Genomic DNA, 18734 nt, shown 5'->3' on the forward strand with positions numbered 1-18734 from the left:
TCATGGCCAATCTGCGTATCGCATTGGTCGCCGGGGAAGCTTCCGGCGATATCCTGGGCGCGGGGCTGATGCGGGCGCTCAAGGCCCAGCATCCAGCGGTCGAGTTCATTGGCGTGGGCGGCCCGTTGATGCAGGCCGAGGGCCTCACCTCCTACTTCCCCATGGAGCGCTTGTCGGTCATGGGGTTGGTGGAAGTGCTGGGCCGTCTGCGTGAGCTGCTGGCACGGCGCAAGCTGCTGATTCAGACCCTGATCCAAGAAAAGCCTGACGTGTTCATCGGAATCGACGCGCCGGATTTCACCCTCAATATCGAACTCAAGTTGCGTCAGGCCGGGATCAAGACCGTGCATTACGTCAGCCCGTCCGTGTGGGCGTGGCGGCAGAAGCGCGTGCTGAAGATCCGCGAAGGCTGTGATTTGATGCTGACCTTGCTGCCGTTCGAAGCCCGTTTCTACGAAGAGAAGGGCGTGCCGGTGCGGTTTGTCGGGCACACGCTGGCCGACACCATCCCGCTGCACGCCGATCGTGCTGCGGCGCGTGCCGAACTGGGCTTGCCGGACGGCCCGCTGGTCGCGCTGATGCCGGGCAGTCGGGGTGGCGAAGTGGGCCGCCTGGGCGCGCTGTTTTTTGATGCCGCCGAGCGCCTGCTGATCATGAAGCCTGGCGTGCGCTTTGTGCTGCCGTGTGCGAGCCCGCAACGTCGCGCACAAATCGAAACCTTGCTGCAAGGGCGCAACCTGCCGTTGACCCTGCTCGATGGTCAGTCGCACCTGGCCCTGGCGGCGTGCGACGCGGTGCTGATCGCCTCGGGTACCGCGACCCTGGAGGCGTTGCTGTACAAGCGTCCGATGGTCGTGGCTTACCGCCTGGCGCCGCTGACCTTCTGGATTCTCAAGCGCATGGTTAAAAGCCCCTACATCTCCTTGCCCAATCTGCTGGCCCAGCGCCTGTTGGTGCCGGAATTGTTGCAGGACGATGCAACGCCCGCAGCCCTGGCGCAGACGCTACTCCCCTTGATCGACGGCGGCGAAGAGCAGACCCGCGGCTTTGACGAGATCCACCGCACCCTGCGGCGCGATGCGTCAAACCAGGCGGCGGATGCCGTGTTGACCTTGATCGGCCATAAACAGGAAGCCCTATGACGACGCAAATGGGGCTGGATTTCAGCCTGGTCGCGCAAGCCCACGAACTGGTGGCCGGCGTGGATGAAGTCGGGCGCGGCCCGCTCTGTGGTGCCGTGGTGACGGCGGCGGTGATTCTTGACCCGAACCGGCCAATCCTCGGCCTCAACGACTCGAAGAAACTCACCGAAGTGCGTCGGGAAAAACTCTTCGACGAGATCTGTGAAAAAGCCCTGAGCTGGCATATCGCCCGGGCCGAAGTCGAAGAGATCGACGAGTTGAATATCCTCCACGCCACCATGCTTGCCATGCAGCGCGCCGTCGAGGGCCTGCATATCACCCCGAAACTGGCGATGATCGATGGCAATCGCTGCCCGAAACTGGCGATGCCGGCTGAAGCGGTGGTCAAGGGTGATAGCAAGGTGCCTGCCATCGCGGCCGCCTCGATTCTGGCCAAGGTCAGCCGTGACCGTGAAATGGCTGCGTTCGAATTGATCTACCCCGGCTATGGCATCGCGGGCCATAAAGGCTACCCGACGCCCGTTCATCTGGAAGCGCTGGCCCGTCTCGGCCCGACGCCGATCCACCGCCGCTCGTTCGCCCCGGTGCGCCTGGCTTACGAACAGCGCGAGAGCCTCAGCGAGGTTTAGTCGCGAGGCTGATGTTTTTGCCCAGGCCCGGTACAATCCCGGGCCTTGTTGTTTCTACGTTTAAGACAGGATCACTATGCCGGCTTCATTCGTTCACCTACGCCTGCACACTGAATACTCCCTGGTCGACGGCCTGGTACGGATCAAACCGCTGGTCAAAACCCTGGTGGGCATGAACATGCCTGCCGTCGCGGTCACCGATCAGAACAACATGTGTTCCCTGGTCAAGTTCTACAAGAACGCCATGGGCGCCGGCATCAAGCCGATCTGCGGCGCCGACCTGTGGCTGTCGAACAAAGACCCGGATAACCCTCTGAGCCGCATCAGCCTGTTGGCGATGAACGGCGTCGGTTATCGCAACCTCACCGAACTGATTTCCCGTGGCTTCATCGACGGCCAGCGCAACGGCGCGGTGATCATCGAGCGTGAGTGGGTGGCCGAGGCCAGCGAGGGCGTGATCATGCTCTCGGCGGCCAAAGAGGGCGAAATCGGGATCGCGCTGCTGGGCGGCAACCCGCAGGAAGCCGAAGTGCTGGCCCGCGAGTGGATGGCCGTGTTCCCTGACCGCTTCTACCTGGAAGTCCAGCGCACCAACCGCCCCAACGATGAAGAACATCTGCACGCCGCCGTGGCCCTGGCCGACAAGCTGGGCGCGCCGCTGGTGGCGACCAACGATGTGCGCTTCATCAAGAAGGAAGATTTCGAAGCCCACGAAACCCGCGTGTGCATCGGCGAAGGGCGGGCCCTGGATGACCCGCGCCGCTCGAAAAACTACAGCGAAGAGCAATACCTCAAAAGTGCCGAGGAAATGGCCGAGCTGTTCAGCGACCTGCCCGAGGCCCTGGAAAACTCCGTCGAAATCGCCAAGCGCTGCAATATCGAAGTGAAGCTGGGCAAGCACTTCCTGCCCAACTTCCCGATTCCCGAAGGCATGACCATCGATGAGTATTTCCGCAAGGTATCGTTCGATGGTCTGGAGGAACGCCTCTCGGTCCTGCTGCCCAAGGACACCACCGAAGATTACGAAGCCAAGCGTCAGGTTTACGTCGACCGGCTGAATTTCGAGCTGGATATCATCATCCAGATGGGGTTCCCCGGTTACTTCCTGATCGTGATGGACTTTATCCAGTGGGCCAAGAGTAACGGCGTGCCGGTTGGTCCTGGCCGGGGCTCGGGTGCCGGCTCGCTGGTTGCCTATGTGCAGAAGATCACCGACCTCGACCCGCTGGAATATGACCTGCTGTTCGAACGCTTCCTTAACCCGGAACGGGTCTCCATGCCCGACTTCGACGTCGACTTCTGCATGGACGGTCGCGACCGCGTGATCGAATACGTGGCCGATAAGTATGGCCGCAACGCCGTGAGCCAGATCATCACGTTCGGTTCCATGGCGGCCAAGGCGGTAATCCGCGACGTGGCCCGGGTGCAGGGCAAGTCCTACGGCCTGGCGGATCGCCTGTCGAAGATGATCCCGTTCGAAGTCGGCATGACCCTGGAAAAGGCCTACGAGCAGGAAGAAATCCTGCGCGACTTCATCAAGGTCGACGAAGAAGCCGCCGAAATCTGGGAGATGGCGCGCAAGCTCGAAGGCGTGGTGCGTAACGTCGGTAAACACGCCGGTGGCGTGGTGATCGCGCCGACCAAGCTCACCGACTTTTCGCCGATCTATTGCGACGAAGAAGGCGATGGCCTGGTGACCCAGTTCGACAAGGACGACGTGGAGGCGGCCGGCCTGGTGAAGTTCGACTTCCTCGGCCTGCGGACTCTGACGATCATCGACTGGGCGCTCAAGACGATCAACCGCGACCGTGCCAAGGTCGGCGAAGCACCGCTGGACATCGCGTTTATCCCGCTGGATGACAAGCCGACCTACAGCCTGCTGCAAAAAGCCGAAACCACGGCGGTGTTCCAGCTGGAATCCCGCGGCATGAAAGAGCTGATCAAAAAGCTCAAGCCCGACTGCCTGGAAGACTTGATCGCACTGGTCGCCCTGTTCCGTCCGGGCCCGCTGCAATCGGGCATGGTGGATGACTTCATCAACCGTAAGCACGGTCGCGCCGAACTGGCCTACCCGCACTCGGACTACCAGTACGAAGGCCTCAAGCCGGTACTGGCACCGACCTACGGCATCATCCTGTACCAGGAACAGGTGATGCAGATCGCCCAGGTCATGGCCGGTTACACCCTCGGTGGTGCGGACATGCTGCGTCGCGCCATGGGTAAGAAAAAGCCCGAGGAAATGGCCAAGCAGCGCGGTGGTTTCATCGAGGGTTGCGCCACCAACAATATCGACGCCGACCTTGCCGGTAACATTTTCGACCTGGTGGAAAAATTCGCCGGTTATGGCTTCAACAAATCCCACTCCGCTGCCTACGGCCTGGTGTCGTACCAGACCGCCTGGCTGAAGGCCCACTACCCGGCGCCGTTCATGGCCGCGGTACTCTCGGCGGATATGCACAACACCGACAAGGTCGTGACCTTGATCGAGGAAGTGCGAACCATGAAGCTGCGCCTCGACGCGCCGGACGTGAACGCCTCGGAGTTCAAGTTCACCGTGAACGACGAAGGCCGCATCATCTATGGCTTGGGGGCGATCAAGGGGGTGGGCGAGGGCCCGGTGGAAGCGATCACCGAGGCGCGCCAAAACGGCCCGTTCAAGGATCTGTTCGATTTCTGCGCGCGGGTCGACCTCAAGCGCATCAACAAACGTACCCTCGATGGCTTGATCCGCAGCGGCGCCCTCGACCGTCTCGGCCCGTATTTCCATGATGAGCCGAAGGCCTACCAGGCGAATATCGACCGCAATCGCGCGGTGCTGCTGACCGCCATGGAAGAAGCGATCAAGGCCGCCGAACAGACCGCCCGCACCCACGACAGCGGTCACGCCGACCTGTTTGGCGGGTTGTTCGTCGAAGAAGACGCGGATGTCTACGCCAACCATCGCAAGGCCAAGGAGCTGACCCTCAAGGAACGCCTCAAAGGTGAGAAAGACACCCTGGGCCTGTACCTGACCGGTCACCCGATTGACGAATACGAAGGGGAAATCCGTCGTTTCGCCCGTCAGCGCATCATCGACCTGAAACCGGCGCGCGACACCCAGACCGTCGCCGGCATGATCATCGCCCTGCGGGTGATGAAAAACAAAAAGGGCGACAAGATGGGCTTTATCACCCTCGACGACCGCTCCGGCCGGATCGAGGCGTCGCTGTTTGCCGATGCGTTCCATTCGGCGCAGTCGCTGTTGCAGACCGACGCCATGGTGGTGGTGGAAGGGGAGGTCAGCAACGACGACTTCTCCGGCGGCCTGCGCCTGCGGATCAAGCGCGTGATGAGCATGGAAGACGCGCGCACCAACCTGGCCGAAAGCCTGCGCTTGAAAGTCAAGACCGAGGCGCTCAAGGGCGATCAGCTGCGCTGGTTGGGGGACTTGCTCAAACGCCACCGTGGCGCATGCCCGGTGACCATGGAATACACCGGTAACGACGCCAAGGCCATGCTGCAGTTCGGCGAGACCTGGCGAATTGATCCCGCTGATGGCTTGATTCAAGCATTGCGTGACCAGTTCGGTCGTGACAACGTCTTCCTCCAATACCGTTGACGATCAGGTGATGGCAAATAGCCTGATCTCGACCAAACATTTAATCTCGACCTAGACGCGCCTCTCCCTTAAGGTAGGGCGCGAATAGACAACCGGCTGGCCAGGCACTCCTTGGCCGTCGACCCAAGACGGACGCTTATGAACCCGAATTTTCTTGATTTCGAACAGCCGATCGCTGACCTGCAAGCCAAGATCGAAGAACTGCGCCTGGTCGGCAATGACAACTCGCTGAATATCGGCGATGAAATCGCTCGCCTGCAAGACAAGAGCAGCTCGCTCACCGAAGACATCTTCGGCAAGTTGACCAGCTGGCAGATCGCGCGCCTGGCCCGCCATCCGCGCCGTCCGTACACCCTGGACTACATTCAGCACATCTTCACCGAGTTCGACGAGCTGCACGGCGACCGCCACTTCTCCGACGACGCCGCCATCGTGGGCGGTATCGCTCGCCTGGACGACCAGCCGGTGATGGTGATCGGTCACCAGAAAGGCCGTGAAGTGCGCGAGAAAGTCCGCCGTAACTTCGGCATGCCGCGTCCGGAAGGCTACCGCAAGGCTTGCCGCCTGATGGAAATGGCCGAGCGCTTCAAGATGCCGATCCTGACGTTCATCGACACCCCGGGCGCGTACCCGGGTATCGACGCCGAAGAGCGCAACCAGAGCGAAGCGATCGCCTGGAACCTGCGCGTCATGTCCCGCCTGAAAACCCCGATCATTGCCACCGTGATTGGTGAAGGTGGTTCCGGCGGTGCGTTGGCCATTGGTGTCTGCGACCAACTGAACATGCTGCAATATTCGACCTACGCGGTGATCTCGCCGGAAGGTTGCGCCTCGATCCTGTGGAAAACCGCCGAGAAAGCGCCGGACGCTGCCGAAGCGATGGGCATCACCGCCGATCGCCTCAAGGGCCTGGGGATCGTGGATAAAGTCATCGCCGAACCATTGGGCGGCGCCCACCGCGACCCGGCCGCCGCTGCCGCGACCATCCGTGCCGAACTGGGTTCGCAACTGGCGATGCTCAAGAAGCTGGATACCGAAGCACTGTTGGCCCGGCGTTACGAGCGCCTGATGAGCTACGGTCTCTAAACCGCAGCCGTAAAAAATGTGGGAGGGGGCTTGCTCCCGATTGCTGAGTGTCAGTCAATGCATCTGGTGACTGACCTGCCGCAATCGGGAGCAAGCCCCCTCCCACATTTGCTTTGTGTATGCTTGGCCAACGTATTCCAGGTTTGCGGCGGTAACATCTGATGAAACCATTACTCTCCGCCAAACTCCTGCAAACCCTGGCGCCCTGGCGCAACGCTTCGGCCTGGCATATCGCTTTTTCCGGCGGGCTTGATTCCACCGTCTTGCTGCACCTCCTGGCAAATCTCGCCAAAACTGAGAAGCTTCCTACGCTCGGCGCTGTTCATGTCCACCATGGCCTGCAAGCTGCGGCCGATGCCTGGCCCGCTCATTGTCAGTCGGTCTGTGACGCCCTTGGCGTGCCGTTGCGGGTGATGCGCGTGCAGGTGCGGGCTGGCGCAAGCCTGGAGCGCGCAGCCCGTGATGCGCGCTATCAGGCATTCAGTGAGGTGGTCGGGGCAGGGGAAGTGTTGCTCATCGGCCAGCACCGCGACGATCAGGCCGAAACCTTGCTGTTTCGTCTGTTGCGCGGCGCGGGGGTGCAAGGGTTGGCGGCCATGCCGATGCAGCGTGCGCTGGCGGGCGGTCATCTGCTGCGGCCGTTGCTGCGCAGTTCACGCGCGCAGCTGCAGGCCTACGCCGAGGAGCACCAGTTGACGTGGATCGAAGACCCTTCCAACGCCGATCCCCGCTTTTCGCGCAATTACCTGCGCCATCGTGTATTCCCGCGCCTGACCGAGCGCTGGCCCCAGGCCGTGGCCAACCTGGCCCGCGCCGCTGAACATTTGAGCGAAGCCCAAGGTCTGTTGGACGAGTTGGCGCACATCGACCTGCAAGCCGCCGAGCAGCCTTCGCCTTTTCCGTGGCTGCCCTTGCCGTCCTTGGTCCTGGCGCCGCTGTGTGAGCTTTCCGACGCGCGTCAACGCAACGCCCTGCGCCATTGGCTGAGCCCGCTCACGCGTTTACCCGACAGCGACCACTGGGCCGGCTGGCATTCCCTGCGCGACGCCAAGCTCGATGCACAACCCCTGTGGCGCTTGGCCAACGGCGATCTGCACCGTTGCGGCGAGCGCATCTGGTGGCTGCCCTCCGGTTGGTCGGAGTTTTCCGACGCATCGGTGAGCTGGGCGCAGCCGCAAAACCCGCTAGAGTTACCGGGTAATGGCCAACTCCGGTTGATCGGTCGGGTTCCCGAAGGCGTGTTGCAGGTTCGCTACCGCCAGGGCGGCGAAATCATCGACATTCCGGGGCGCGGTCGGCGCGATTTGAAGCGTCTGCTCAACGAAAGTGGGCTGCCGGGTTTTGTCCGTGGCAGATTGCCGCTGCTGTATCGGGGCGAGCAATTGCTGGCTGTGCCCAGCCTTGCAGGGCTTTGGAAGACGTCGAATGACGGCTGGCAATTACATTGGATGCCACAGACCTGCGATCAAGGTTTGAGCTGATAGCGCCTTTCCGGTAGACTACGCTCCCTTCTTGATACAACTTCTGTGGATTCGCCTGAATCGCAGCAGTTGCCGATTACCAAGCAGTCTTTGCTGGGCGATTCCAAAAAATGTGTAGCGATCAACGTACCGGTGTTTCATTGCTGGTCTGTCACCACGCGGCGGTTTTTTTGAAAGGTGCACTGTGATTAATGCAGGTGATCGGGGGCTTCGGCCTTCCTTCGCTTTCCCCGGCGGCTCGGACCGCTTTAACGCAGACTTCTAGGGTTTTTCATGACGCGCTACATATTCGTCACGGGCGGTGTTGTTTCTTCATTGGGGAAAGGCATTGCCTCCGCTTCATTGGCGGCCATCCTGGAGGCGCGGGGACTTAAGGTCACCATGCTCAAGCTGGACCCGTACATCAACGTTGACCCGGGCACCATGAGCCCGTTCCAGCACGGTGAAGTGTTCGTCACCCACGACGGCGCCGAGACCGACCTGGACCTGGGCCACTACGAGCGGTTCATCCGCACGACCATGACCCAGAACAACAACTTCACCACCGGCCGTGTCTACGAACACGTGCTGCGCAAGGAGCGTCGTGGTGACTACCTGGGTGCAACCATCCAGGTGATCCCGCACATCACCGACGAAATCAAGCGCCGCATCATCAAGGGCGCGGGCGATGCCGACGTGGCGATGGTCGAGATCGGTGGCACCGTGGGTGACATCGAATCCCAACCGTTCCTCGAAGCCATCCGCCAGTTGCGTTTCGAAGTCGGCGCCAAGCGCGCGATGCTGATGCACCTGACACTGGTGCCCTACATCGCCACCGCCGGCGAAACCAAAACCAAGCCAACCCAGCACTCGGTCAAGGAACTGCGTTCCATCGGCCTGCAGCCGGACGTGCTGGTGTGCCGTTCCGATCACCCGATCGATATTTCCTCGCGTCGCAAGATCGCGCAGTTCACCAACGTTGAAGAGCGTGCGGTGATTGCCCTGGAAGACGCCGACACCATCTACAAGATCCCGGGCATCCTGCATTCCCAGGGCCTGGACGATTTTGTGGTCGAGCGTTTCGGCCTGCAATGCGGCGGCGCGGATCTGTCCGAGTGGGAAGCCGTGGTCGACGCCAAGCTCAACCCTGAGCACGAAGTCACCATCGCCATGGTCGGCAAGTACATGGAGCTTTTGGACGCGTACAAGTCGCTGATCGAAGCGATGAGCCACGCCGGCATCAGCAACCGTACCAAGGTCAACCTGCGCTATATCGATTCCGAAGACATCGAGAACCAAGGCACCGCGCTGCTCGAAGGCGTCGACGCGATCCTCGTTCCAGGCGGTTTCGGCCTGCGTGGCGTGGAAGGCAAGATCACCGCCGTGCAGTACGCTCGTGAGCACAAGGTGCCGTACCTGGGGATCTGCCTGGGCATGCAAGTGGCCGTTATCGAGTTCGCTCGTAACGTGCTGGGTTGGAAAGACGCCAACTCCACCGAGTTCGATCATTCCAGCGGCCACCCGGTCGTAGGCCTGATCACCGAGTGGGAAGACGCCACCGGCGCCGTTGAAACCCGTACCGAATCGTCCGACCTGGGCGGCACCATGCGCCTCGGCGCGCAAGACTGCCTGCTGGAGCCGGGTTCGCTGGTTCACGACTGCTATGGCAAGGACGTGATCGTCGAGCGTCACCGTCACCGCTACGAAGTGAACAACAACCTGCTGCCGCAGATCAAAGCAGCCGGCCTGAAAGTCTCCGGTCGCTCCGGTGACGGCAAGCTGGTCGAAGTGGTCGAGGCGCCGGATCATCCATGGTTCGTGGCCTGCCAGTTCCACCCTGAGTTCACCTCGACGCCGCGCGACGGTCACCCGTTGTTCAGCGGTTTCGTTAAAGCAGCACTGACGCAACATCAGAAGAAGGCGTGAAGCTGATGGCCCAGAAGATCATTCGCGTAGGCGACATCGAGATTGCCAACGACAAGCCCATGGTGCTGTTCGGCGGCATGAACGTGCTGGAAAGCCGCGACATGGCGATGCAGGTCTGTGAAGAGTACGTCAAGGTTACCCAGAAACTGGGTATCCCTTATGTGTTCAAGGCCAGCTTCGACAAGGCCAACCGTTCGTCCGTGACCTCCTATCGCGGCCCGGGCCTTGAAGAAGGCATGCGGATCTTCCAGGACATCAAGCAAGCCTTCGGCGTGCCGATCATCACCGACGTCCACGAGCCTGAACAGGCTGCCGTGGTCGCCGAGGTGTGCGACATCATCCAGTTGCCGGCCTTCCTGTCGCGCCAGACCGACCTCGTGGTCGCCATGGCCAAGACCGGTGCGGTGATCAATATCAAGAAAGCCCAGTTCCTCGCGCCCCAGGAAATGAAGCACATCCTGAACAAGTGCGTGGAAGCGGGTAACGACCAGTTGATCCTCTGCGAGCGCGGTTCGAGCTTCGGCTACAACAACCTCGTGGTGGACATGCTCGGTTTCGGCATCATGAAACAGTTCGAATACCCGGTGTTCTTCGACGTGACCCACGCGCTGCAAATGCCGGGTGGCCGCGCCGATTCCGCTGGCGGGCGTCGTGCCCAGGTATTGGACCTGGCCAAGGCCGGCATCAGCCAGTCCCTGGCCGGCCTGTTCCTGGAAGCCCACCCGGACCCGGACAACGCCAAATGCGACGGTCCTTGCGCCCTGCGCCTGGACAAACTGGAGCCATTCCTGGCCCAGCTCAAGCAGTTGGACGAACTGGTCAAGAGTTTTCCGACGGTAGAGACCGCGTAAGCGCCAGTTCTCCGTGTAGGAGCCGAGCTTGCTCGCGATGAGGCCCGAGAGGGCACTATTACTGGCAAGTTCGTTCCAAATATTGCAATGTGCGCGACAAGTTAAATCGAGCGGTATAGAGCATTTTCGTCAACTTTGGAGTGTTTACAACAATGGCAAAAATCGTCGACATCAAAGGTCGTGAAGTTCTCGACTCCCGTGGCAACCCCACCGTCGAAGCCGACGTGCTTCTCGATAACGGCATCATCGGCAGCGCTTGCGCGCCGTCCGGTGCTTCCACAGGTTCCCGCGAAGCGCTGGAACTGCGTGATGGCGACAAGAGCCGTTACCTGGGCAAGGGTGTCCTCAAGGCGGTAGCCAACATCAACGGTCCGATTCGCGACCTGTTGCTGGGCAAAGACCCGCTGGACCAGAAAGCCCTGGACCACGCGATGATCAAACTCGACGGCACTGAAAACAAAGGCAGCCTGGGTGCCAACGCCATCCTCGCCGTGTCCCTGGCCGCCGCCAAGGCCGCCGCGCAGGACCAGGACCTGCCGCTGTACGCCCACATCGCCAACCTCAACGGCACTCCGGGTGTGTACTCGATGCCGGTGCCGATGATGAACATCATCAACGGCGGCGAGCACGCCGATAACAACGTCGACATCCAGGAATTCATGGTGCAGCCGGTTGGCGCCAAGACCTTCTCCGAAGGACTGCGCATGGGCACCGAGATTTTCCATCACCTCAAGGCTGTGCTGAAGGCCCGTGGCCTGAGCACCGCCGTGGGTGACGAAGGTGGTTTCGCGCCGAACCTGGCGTCCAACGAAGATGCACTGAAAGTCATCTCCGAAGCCGTAGCCAACGCCGGCTACACCCTGGGCACCGACGTGACCCTGGCCCTGGACTGCGCCGCCAGCGAATTCTACGAAGACGGTAAGTACAACCTGTCCGGCGAAGGCCAGGTGTTCAACTCCGAAGGGTTTGCCGAGTACCTCAAGGGCCTGACCCAGCGCTACCCGATCATCTCGATCGAAGACGGCCTGGACGAGTCCGACTGGGACGGCTGGAAAATCCTCACCGACAAGATCGGCGAAAAAATCCAGCTGGTGGGCGACGACCTGTTCGTGACCAACACCAAGATCCTGAAAGAAGGCATCGACAAGAAGATCGCCAACTCGATCCTGATCAAGTTCAACCAGATCGGCACCCTGACCGAAACCCTGGAAGCCATCCAGATGGCCAAGGCCGCGGGCTACACCGCCGTGATCTCGCACCGCTCCGGCGAAACCGAAGACTCGACCATTGCCGACCTGGCCGTGGGCACGTCGGCGGGCCAGATCAAGACCGGCTCGCTGTGCCGTTCCGATCGCGTGTCCAAGTACAACCAATTGCTGCGTATCGAAGAGCAACTGGCGGGTAAAGCCAAGTACAACGGTCGCAGCGAGTTTCGCGGCTGATCAGTAAATGGTAAAAAGTCGGCAGATTGTGTCGGAAAAATCACGAGAGTGTGAAATTCGACGCTAATCTGATGACGATCAAGCACAAGCCTGGGTCTTCCAGGCTTCGTGCTATCCGTTGCTGCAAAAGTTTTGTATGGCGGTCTTTTTTCACTGGATACCCGATATTCGATGCGCAGTCCCAATTGGTTGTTCCTCGTCTTGCTCTTGTTGCTGGCTGGCCTGCAGTACCGCCTATGGGTGGGTAATGGCAGCTTTGCGCAGGTAAAAGACCTGACCCAGCAAATTGCCGACCAGCACGCCGAAAACGAACGCCTGCTGGAGCGCAATCGCGTTCTCGATGCCGAGGTGCTTGAGCTGAAAAAAGGCACGGAGACCGTCGAAGAGCGGGCTCGCCATGAGTTGGGCATGGTCAAGGAGGGCGAAACCCTCTACCAGTTGGCCCAATGAATCACCGTTTGCCGGCCTTCTGGGCCGTGATTCCTGCCGCGGGCATCGGTGCCCGTATGGCTGCGGACCGTCCCAAGCAGTACTTGCAACTGGGCGGGCGCACTATTCTCGAACACAGCCTTGGCTGTTTTCTCGACCACCCCTCGCTCAAGGGCCTGGTGGTCAGTCTTGCTGTTGATGACCCTTACTGGCCTCACCTCGCGTGTGCCGCTGACCCGCGTATCCAGCGGGCGGACGGTGGCTCGGAGCGTTCGGGCTCGGTACTCAATGCGTTGCTGCAGCTCAATGCCCTGGGTGCCAGCGATGATGATTGGGTCTTGGTGCATGATGCGGCGCGGCCTAACCTGAGTCGTGACGATCTCGACAAACTGCTCGCCGAACTCGCGGACGATCCGGTGGGTGGCCTGCTGGCTGTGCCGGCCCGCGATACCCTCAAGCGTGTAGACAAGCATGGTCGCGTCATCGAGACCGTTGACCGCAGCTTGATCTGGCAGGCCTACACGCCGCAGATGTTCCGCCTGGGTGCGCTGCACCGTGCACTGGCCGACAGCCTTGTGGCCGATGCGGTCATTACCGACGAAGCGTCGGCCATGGAATGGTCTGGCCAGGCGCCGCGCCTGATCGAAGGGCGCTCGGACAATATCAAGGTGACCCGGCCCGAGGACCTGGAATGGCTGCGACTACGCTGGGCCAATCGGCTGTAGGAGCGAGCTTGCTCGCGAAAAACGTCAACGATAACGCGGACAATCTGGATTGAAGCGGCGCTCTCAAGTTTTTCGCGAGCAAGCTCGCTCCTACATAAACGATAAACGCCATCAATGCTCAGCACCGTACTCGGGCCGTTCGGCCAACCCTGCCTTTAAATAATCCACCAGCTTCCTGACCTTCGGCGACAAATGCCGCTGCTGCGGATACAACGCCCACACCGCCGTATTCGGCGGCTGATGCGCTTCCAGTAACGACACCAGCGCGCCACTGTGCAAATGCTCGAGCACGTAATAGTCCGGCAACTGACACAAGCCCACCCCTTGCAACGCCGCGTCCAACACCGCCTGCCCACTGTTGCAGCGCCAGTTGCCCTGCACCCTTTGGGAAAATTCGCGCCCGTCCTGGGCCAGTTGCCAGATGTCCGAGCTGCCGATCAGGCAGTTGTGCCGAGTCAATTCCGATAAACTGTGCGGCCGCCCATACCGCGCCAGGTAGGACGGCGACGCGCACAAGTACATGCGGCGCGGGGCCAGGCGGCTGGCGACCATGCGCGAGTCTTGCAGGCGTCCCAGGCGAATCGCCAGGTCGAGGCCTTCGTGTACCAAGTCCAACTGACGATTGCTCAGTTCGATGTCCACCCGCAGTTGCGGGTAAAGCCCCATGAACCGCGTCACCAGCGGCACGATGAATCGTTCGCCATACGCCACGGCGCAGGTCATGCGCAGCATGCCCTTGGGCTCGCTGGCGAGGTCGCCGACGGCGCGCAGGGCCTCTTCGCGGCCATCCTGCAGGCGCTGGCAGTGTTGCAGAAAGGTCTGGCCGGCTTCGGTCAGGGTCACCTTGCGCGTACTGCGATACAGCAAGCGCGTTTGCAGCCGTTCTTCCAGGCGAGCCACTTGCCGGCTGATGTGCGACGAAGACACCCCAAGGCGTTCCGCCGCCGCGGTGAATTGACTGCATTCAGCGACGGCGACGAACTCATCGATGCCTTCCCAGCGGTTTTCCAGCATGGCGATTATCCCTGTACAGCAATAAAGTTTTGCTTTTGCCTGGATTATTAATCAGCGAGGCATGTTTTACACTCGCCGTCTTAGTTTTTAACTCCCAGGAGAAACCCGGATGATCAAGTCCCGCGCCGCCGTAGCCTTCGAAGCCAAGAAGCCCCTCGAGATCGTAGAAGTGGATGTCGCCATGCCCAAGGCCGGCGAAGTGCTGTTGCGCGTGGTTGCGTCCGGCGTGTGCCATACCGACGCCTACACGTTGTCGGGCGCCGACCCGGAAGGCATCTTCCCGTCGATTCTCGGCCATGAAGGCGGTGCGGTGGTTGAGGCGATCGGCGAGGGCGTGACCTCGGTTGCAGTCGGCGACCATGTGATCCCGCTCTACACCCCGGAGTGCGGCAAGTGCAAATTCTGCCTGTCGGGCAAGACCAACCTGTGCCAGGCGATTCGTGCCACCCAGGGCAAAGGCCTGATGCCCGATGGCACCACGCGTTTCTCCTACAAGGGTCAGCCGATTTTCCACTACATGGGCACCTCGACCTTTTCCGAGTACACCGTGCTGCCGGAAATTTCCGTGGCGAAGATTCCTAAAGACGCGCCGCTGGAAAAAGTCTGCCTGCTCGGCTGTGGCGTCACCACCGGTATCGGTGCGGTGATCAACACCGCCAAGGTCAAGCCCGGCGATACCGTCGCCATCTTCGGCTTGGGCGGTATCGGCCTGTCGGCGGTAATCGGCGCGGTAAAAGCCAAGGCCGGTCGCATCATCGCCATCGACATCAACCCGGCCAAGTTCGAAATCGCCAAGCAACTGGGCGCCACCGACTGCATCAACCCGAAAGACTACGATCGCCCGATCCAGGACGTGATTGTCGATTTGACTGACGGCGGCGTGGACTTTTCCTTCGAGTGCATCGGCAACGTGCAACTGATGCGCGCCGCCCTCGAGTGCTGCCACAAAGGCTGGGGCGAATCGGTGATCATCGGCGTTGCCGGTGCCGGCCAGGAAATTTCCACCCGTCCATTCCAGCTGGTGACCGGCCGCGTCTGGCGCGGTTCGGCCTTTGGCGGCGTGCGTGGTCGCAGCGAGCTGCCCAGCTACGTGGAAATGGCCCAGAACGGCGAGATCCCGTTGGACACCTTCATCACCCACACCATGGGCCTGGAAGACATCAACAAAGCGTTTGATCTGATGCATGAAGGCAAGAGCATTCGTACCGTCATTCACTTCTGAGGTCGGCCATGAGTCTGGAAAACCTGTCGTGCCAGAAGAGCTTCGGCGGCTGGCATAAACGCTACAAGCATCATTCCGAGGTGCTCGGTTGCGACATGACCTTCGCCGTCTACCTGCCGCCGCAAGCGGAGCAGGGCGGCAAGCTGCCAGTGGTGTACTGGCTGTCCGGGTTGACCTGCACCGATGAAAACTTCATGCAGAAAGCCGGCGCCCAGCGCATGGCGGCCGAACTGGGGCTGATCATTGTTGCGCCGGACACCAGCCCGCGTGGTCCTGGGGTGCCGGGCGATCCGGACAACGCCTGGGATTTCGGCCTGGGGGCCGGTTTCTATCTGAATGCCACCCAGGAACCCTGGGCCAAGCACTATCGGATGCATGACTACGTGGTGCAGGAATTGCCGGCGTTGGTTGAGGCGCATTTCCCGGCTTCGCAGAAGCGCGGTATCAGCGGCCACTCCATGGGCGGCCACGGTGCGCTGGTATGTGCATTGCGCAACCCCGGGCGTTACCTATCGGTGTCGGCGTTTTCGCCGATCAACAACCCGATGGATTGCCCATGGGGCCAGAAAGCCTTCTCCCGTTACCTGGGCGAAGAGCGCTCGAAGTGGCGCGAGTGGGACGCTTGCGTGCTGATCAGCGAAGCCGCGGAAAAGCTGCCGTTGCTGGTGGACCAGGGCGACCGCGACGACTTCCTCGCGGTGCAGCTCAAGCCCGAAGCCCTGCAGCAAGCGGCGAAAGCGGCCAACCATCCGCTCGAACTGCGCCTGCAACCGGGCTACGACCACAGCTACTTCTTTATCGCCAGCTTCATCGAAGATCATTTGCGACATCATGGCCGTGCTTTGCTCGGTTAATATGCGACAAAAGTAGGTAGAATCACGCCCTGAATTAAATCGGGGCGTTTTTTTATGCGTATTGGCCACGGCTACGATGTGCACCGTTTCGCTGAAGGCGATTTCATCACCCTGGGCGGCGTGCGGATCGCGCACCACCATGGGTTGCTGGCTCATTCCGACGGCGATGTCCTGCTGCACGCGTTGAGCGACGCCTTGCTCGGCGCCGCGGCGCTCGGCGATATCGGCAAGCACTTTCCGGACACCGACCCGACCTTCAAGGGCGCGGACAGCCGGGTATTGCTGCGCCATGTGGTCGGCCTGATCCACGCCAAAGGCTGGAAGGTCGGCAACGTCGATAACACCATCGTGGCCCAGGCGCCGAAAATGGCCCCCCACATCGAGTCGATGCGCGCGCTGATCGCGGCGGATCTGCACATTGAATTGGATCAAGTGAACGTGAAAGCCACCACCACCGAAAAGCTCGGGTTTACCGGTCGTGAAGAGGGCATCGCGGTACATTCCGTCGCTTTGTTGCTGCGCGCATGAACGACTTGCAACTGCTGGGCCCGCGGGCCTATGGCGAGGCCTTGGGCAGCGCCGTGCTGAAGGCTACCGCGGAAGATTTCCAGGTCGACGAAGTGCTCGATATCCCGCTGAGCGGTGAGGGTGAGCACCTGTGGCTGTGGGTGGAAAAGCGTGGCCTCAACACCGAAGAAGCCGCGCGCCGGATCGCCAAGGCCGCCGGCGTGCCGTTGCGCACCGTCAGCTATGCCGGGCTCAAGGATCGCCAGGCGTTGACCCGCCAGTGGTTCAGTGTGCAACTGCCGGGCAAGGCCGATCCGGACCTGAGTGGCGCGGAAAACGACACCCTCAAGATCCTCAAGACCGGCCGCCACAAGCGCAAGCTGCAACGCGGTGCTCATTCGGCCAACGGTTTTACCTTGCGCCTGACGCAACTGGCGGGGGATCACGCGGCCATCGATGCGCGCTTGCAACTGATCGCCCAGCACGGCATTCCCAATTATTTCGGCACCCAGCGCTTTGGCCACAACGGCGGCAATGTGGTGGATGCGCGTGAGTGGGCGGCCCGCAAGGCCTTGCCGGAGCAGCGCAACGTGCGTTCGCGGTTGCTGTCGACGGCGCGCAGTTACCTCTTCAACAAAGTGTTGGCGGCCCGTGTCGCGGACGGTTCCTGGCAGCGTGCGCAGGTCGGCGATCTGCTGGCCTTCACCGACAGCCGCAGTTTTTTCCCGGCGGGGGAGGCTGAATGCAGCGATCCGCGCCTGGCGATCCTCGATCTGCACCCCACCGGACCGCAGTGGGGCGAAGGCGATTCGCCAGCCAGCGGTGCAACCCAGGCGCTGGAGCAGGCGGTTGCCGCCAGTGAGGCCGACCTGCGCGATTGGCTGGTGAATGCCGGCATGAGCCAGGAACGTCGCATTCTGCGACTGCCCATTGGCGGGTTGACGTGGCATTATCCCGGGCCTGACATTCTGCAATTGGAATTCGTCCTGCCGGCCGGATGCTTCGCCACTGTCTTGGTGCGCGAGCTTGTTGATCTGGTGCCGGTGGGGCAGACGGACAGCCCATGCGTATTCTGATATCAAATGACGACGGTGCCACCGCACCCGGCCTCGCCGCGCTTCATGCTGCGCTGGCGGATTACGCCGAGTGCGTGGTGGTTGCCCCCGACCAGGACAAGAGCGGCGCCAGCAGTTCGCTGACGCTCGACCGTCCGCTGCACGTGCACGTTCTGGCCAATGGCTATATCAGCGTGAACGGCACCCCCACCGACTGCGTACACCTGGCGATCAACAGTTTGTTGGATCAGGAGCCGGACCTGGTGGTGTCGGGCATCAACCTCGGCGCCAACCTGGGGGATGACGTGCTGTATTCCGGCACGGTGGCGGCGGCCCTGGAAGGGCGTTTCCTGGGGCGGACCTCGTTTGCCTTTTCGTTGACCTCGCGTCAATTGGACAACCTGCCGACGGCCGCGCATTTCGCGCGCAAGCTGGTGGAGGCCCACGGTTCCCTCGATCTGCCGCCCCGGACGGTGCTTAACGTCAATATCCCCAACTTGCCCCTCGAGCATATTCGCGGTATCCAGCTCACGCGCCTGGGCCATCGCGCCCGCGCAGCGGCGCCGTTGAAGGTGGTCGACCCGCGTGGCAAGGAAGGTTATTGGATCGCCGCTGCGGGCGATGCCGAAGACGGTGGGCCGGGCACTGACTTTCATGCGGTGATGCAAGGCTATGTATCGATTACCCCGTTGCAGCTCGATCGCACCTTCAGTGATGCCTTCAGTAGTCTCGATGGCTGGCTGGAGGACTTGCGCTGATGGCTCGTGAACAAGACGACCTGTTGCGTCGCGGCA

The 18734-nt window shown here is 61.3% G+C and carries 16 protein-coding genes; 15 read left to right on the forward strand and 1 reads right to left on the reverse strand.

The annotated features are described in order from the left end of the window. The first annotated feature begins 2 nt into the window (after positions 1-2). From lpxB to ispD, 10 genes are all read left to right on the forward strand, one after another. Positions 3-1142: a lipid-A-disaccharide synthase gene (lpxB, locus tag JN756_RS07190; protein ID WP_017844750.1), complete on the forward strand. Its 1140-nt coding sequence runs from the start codon at positions 3-5 to the stop codon at positions 1140-1142. Further along, on the forward strand, positions 1139-1771 hold the full coding sequence (gene rnhB, locus JN756_RS07195; RefSeq protein WP_201021957.1) for a ribonuclease HII: 633 nt from the start codon (positions 1139-1141) through the stop codon (positions 1769-1771). The genes lpxB and rnhB overlap by 4 nt, the downstream gene beginning before the upstream one ends. 76 nt (positions 1772-1847) lie before the next feature. Further along, positions 1848-5369, forward strand: coding sequence for a DNA polymerase III subunit alpha (gene dnaE, locus JN756_RS07200; RefSeq protein WP_046384461.1), 3522 nt, complete (start codon positions 1848-1850; stop codon positions 5367-5369). 138 nt (positions 5370-5507) lie between these two features. Next, positions 5508-6455, forward strand: a complete 948-nt coding sequence (locus JN756_RS07205) for an acetyl-CoA carboxylase carboxyltransferase subunit alpha (RefSeq protein ID WP_017844753.1) — start codon at positions 5508-5510, stop codon at positions 6453-6455. Positions 6456-6616: 161 nt separating this feature from the next. After that, positions 6617-7936: a tRNA lysidine(34) synthetase TilS gene (gene tilS, locus JN756_RS07210; protein ID WP_201021958.1), complete on the forward strand. Its 1320-nt coding sequence runs from the start codon at positions 6617-6619 to the stop codon at positions 7934-7936. 273 nt (positions 7937-8209) lie between these two features. Further along, a complete protein-coding gene (pyrG, locus tag JN756_RS07215; RefSeq protein WP_026139768.1) occupies positions 8210-9841 on the forward strand; it encodes a CTP synthase in 1632 nt (543 codons plus the stop codon). A 5-nt stretch (positions 9842-9846) separates the two neighbouring features. Next, positions 9847-10692: a 3-deoxy-8-phosphooctulonate synthase gene (kdsA, locus tag JN756_RS07220; RefSeq protein WP_010563535.1), complete on the forward strand. Its 846-nt coding sequence runs from the start codon at positions 9847-9849 to the stop codon at positions 10690-10692. A gap of 152 nt (positions 10693-10844) precedes the next feature. Beyond that, positions 10845-12134, forward strand: a complete 1290-nt coding sequence (gene eno / locus JN756_RS07225) for a phosphopyruvate hydratase (RefSeq protein ID WP_017844757.1) — start codon at positions 10845-10847, stop codon at positions 12132-12134. Positions 12135-12305: 171 nt separating this feature from the next. Further along, positions 12306-12584, forward strand: coding sequence for a cell division protein FtsB (gene ftsB, locus JN756_RS07230; protein WP_003172294.1), 279 nt, complete (start codon positions 12306-12308; stop codon positions 12582-12584). Continuing rightward, positions 12581-13288: a 2-C-methyl-D-erythritol 4-phosphate cytidylyltransferase gene (gene ispD / locus JN756_RS07235; RefSeq protein ID WP_017844759.1), complete on the forward strand. Its 708-nt coding sequence runs from the start codon at positions 12581-12583 to the stop codon at positions 13286-13288. The genes ftsB and ispD overlap by 4 nt, the downstream gene beginning before the upstream one ends. Before the next feature lie 111 nt (positions 13289-13399). Here the strand turns inward: ispD and JN756_RS07240 are convergent, their stop codons facing one another. After that, positions 13400-14302 carry a LysR substrate-binding domain-containing protein gene (locus JN756_RS07240; protein ID WP_079442990.1) on the reverse strand — a complete coding sequence of 301 codons (903 nt, stop codon included), beginning with the start codon at positions 14300-14302 and terminating at the stop codon, positions 13400-13402. A 109-nt stretch (positions 14303-14411) separates the two neighbouring features. Here JN756_RS07240 and JN756_RS07245 point away from each other — a divergent pair, with 109 nt between their 5' ends. Genes JN756_RS07245 through surE form a run of 5 tightly spaced genes read left to right on the forward strand, consistent with a single transcriptional unit; the run spans position 14412 to position 18698 of the window. After that, positions 14412-15524, forward strand: coding sequence for an S-(hydroxymethyl)glutathione dehydrogenase/class III alcohol dehydrogenase (locus JN756_RS07245; RefSeq protein WP_057004721.1), 1113 nt, complete (start codon positions 14412-14414; stop codon positions 15522-15524). A gap of 8 nt (positions 15525-15532) precedes the next feature. Next, positions 15533-16378 carry an S-formylglutathione hydrolase gene (gene fghA, locus JN756_RS07250; protein WP_017844762.1) on the forward strand — a complete coding sequence of 282 codons (846 nt, stop codon included), beginning with the start codon at positions 15533-15535 and terminating at the stop codon, positions 16376-16378. A 54-nt stretch (positions 16379-16432) separates the two neighbouring features. Continuing rightward, the gene (gene ispF, locus JN756_RS07255; RefSeq protein WP_017844763.1) at positions 16433-16906 is read left to right on the forward strand and encodes a 2-C-methyl-D-erythritol 2,4-cyclodiphosphate synthase; all 474 of its coding nucleotides are present in this window, start codon (positions 16433-16435) and stop codon (positions 16904-16906) included. After that, positions 16903-17961 (forward strand): tRNA pseudouridine(13) synthase TruD, encoded by a 1059-nt coding sequence (truD, locus tag JN756_RS07260; protein ID WP_046384456.1) that lies wholly within the window; start codon positions 16903-16905, stop codon positions 17959-17961. Before ispF ends, truD begins: the two co-directional genes overlap by 4 nt. Continuing rightward, positions 17949-18698 (forward strand): 5'/3'-nucleotidase SurE, encoded by a 750-nt coding sequence (gene surE, locus JN756_RS07265; protein WP_017844765.1) that lies wholly within the window; start codon positions 17949-17951, stop codon positions 18696-18698. Before truD ends, surE begins: the two co-directional genes overlap by 13 nt. The last annotated feature ends 36 nt before the right edge of the window (positions 18699-18734 follow it).

It is taken from the genome of Pseudomonas sp. Y39-6, from assembly GCF_023651955.1.
Taxonomy (GTDB): Bacteria; Pseudomonadota; Gammaproteobacteria; order Pseudomonadales; family Pseudomonadaceae; genus Aquipseudomonas; species Aquipseudomonas veronii.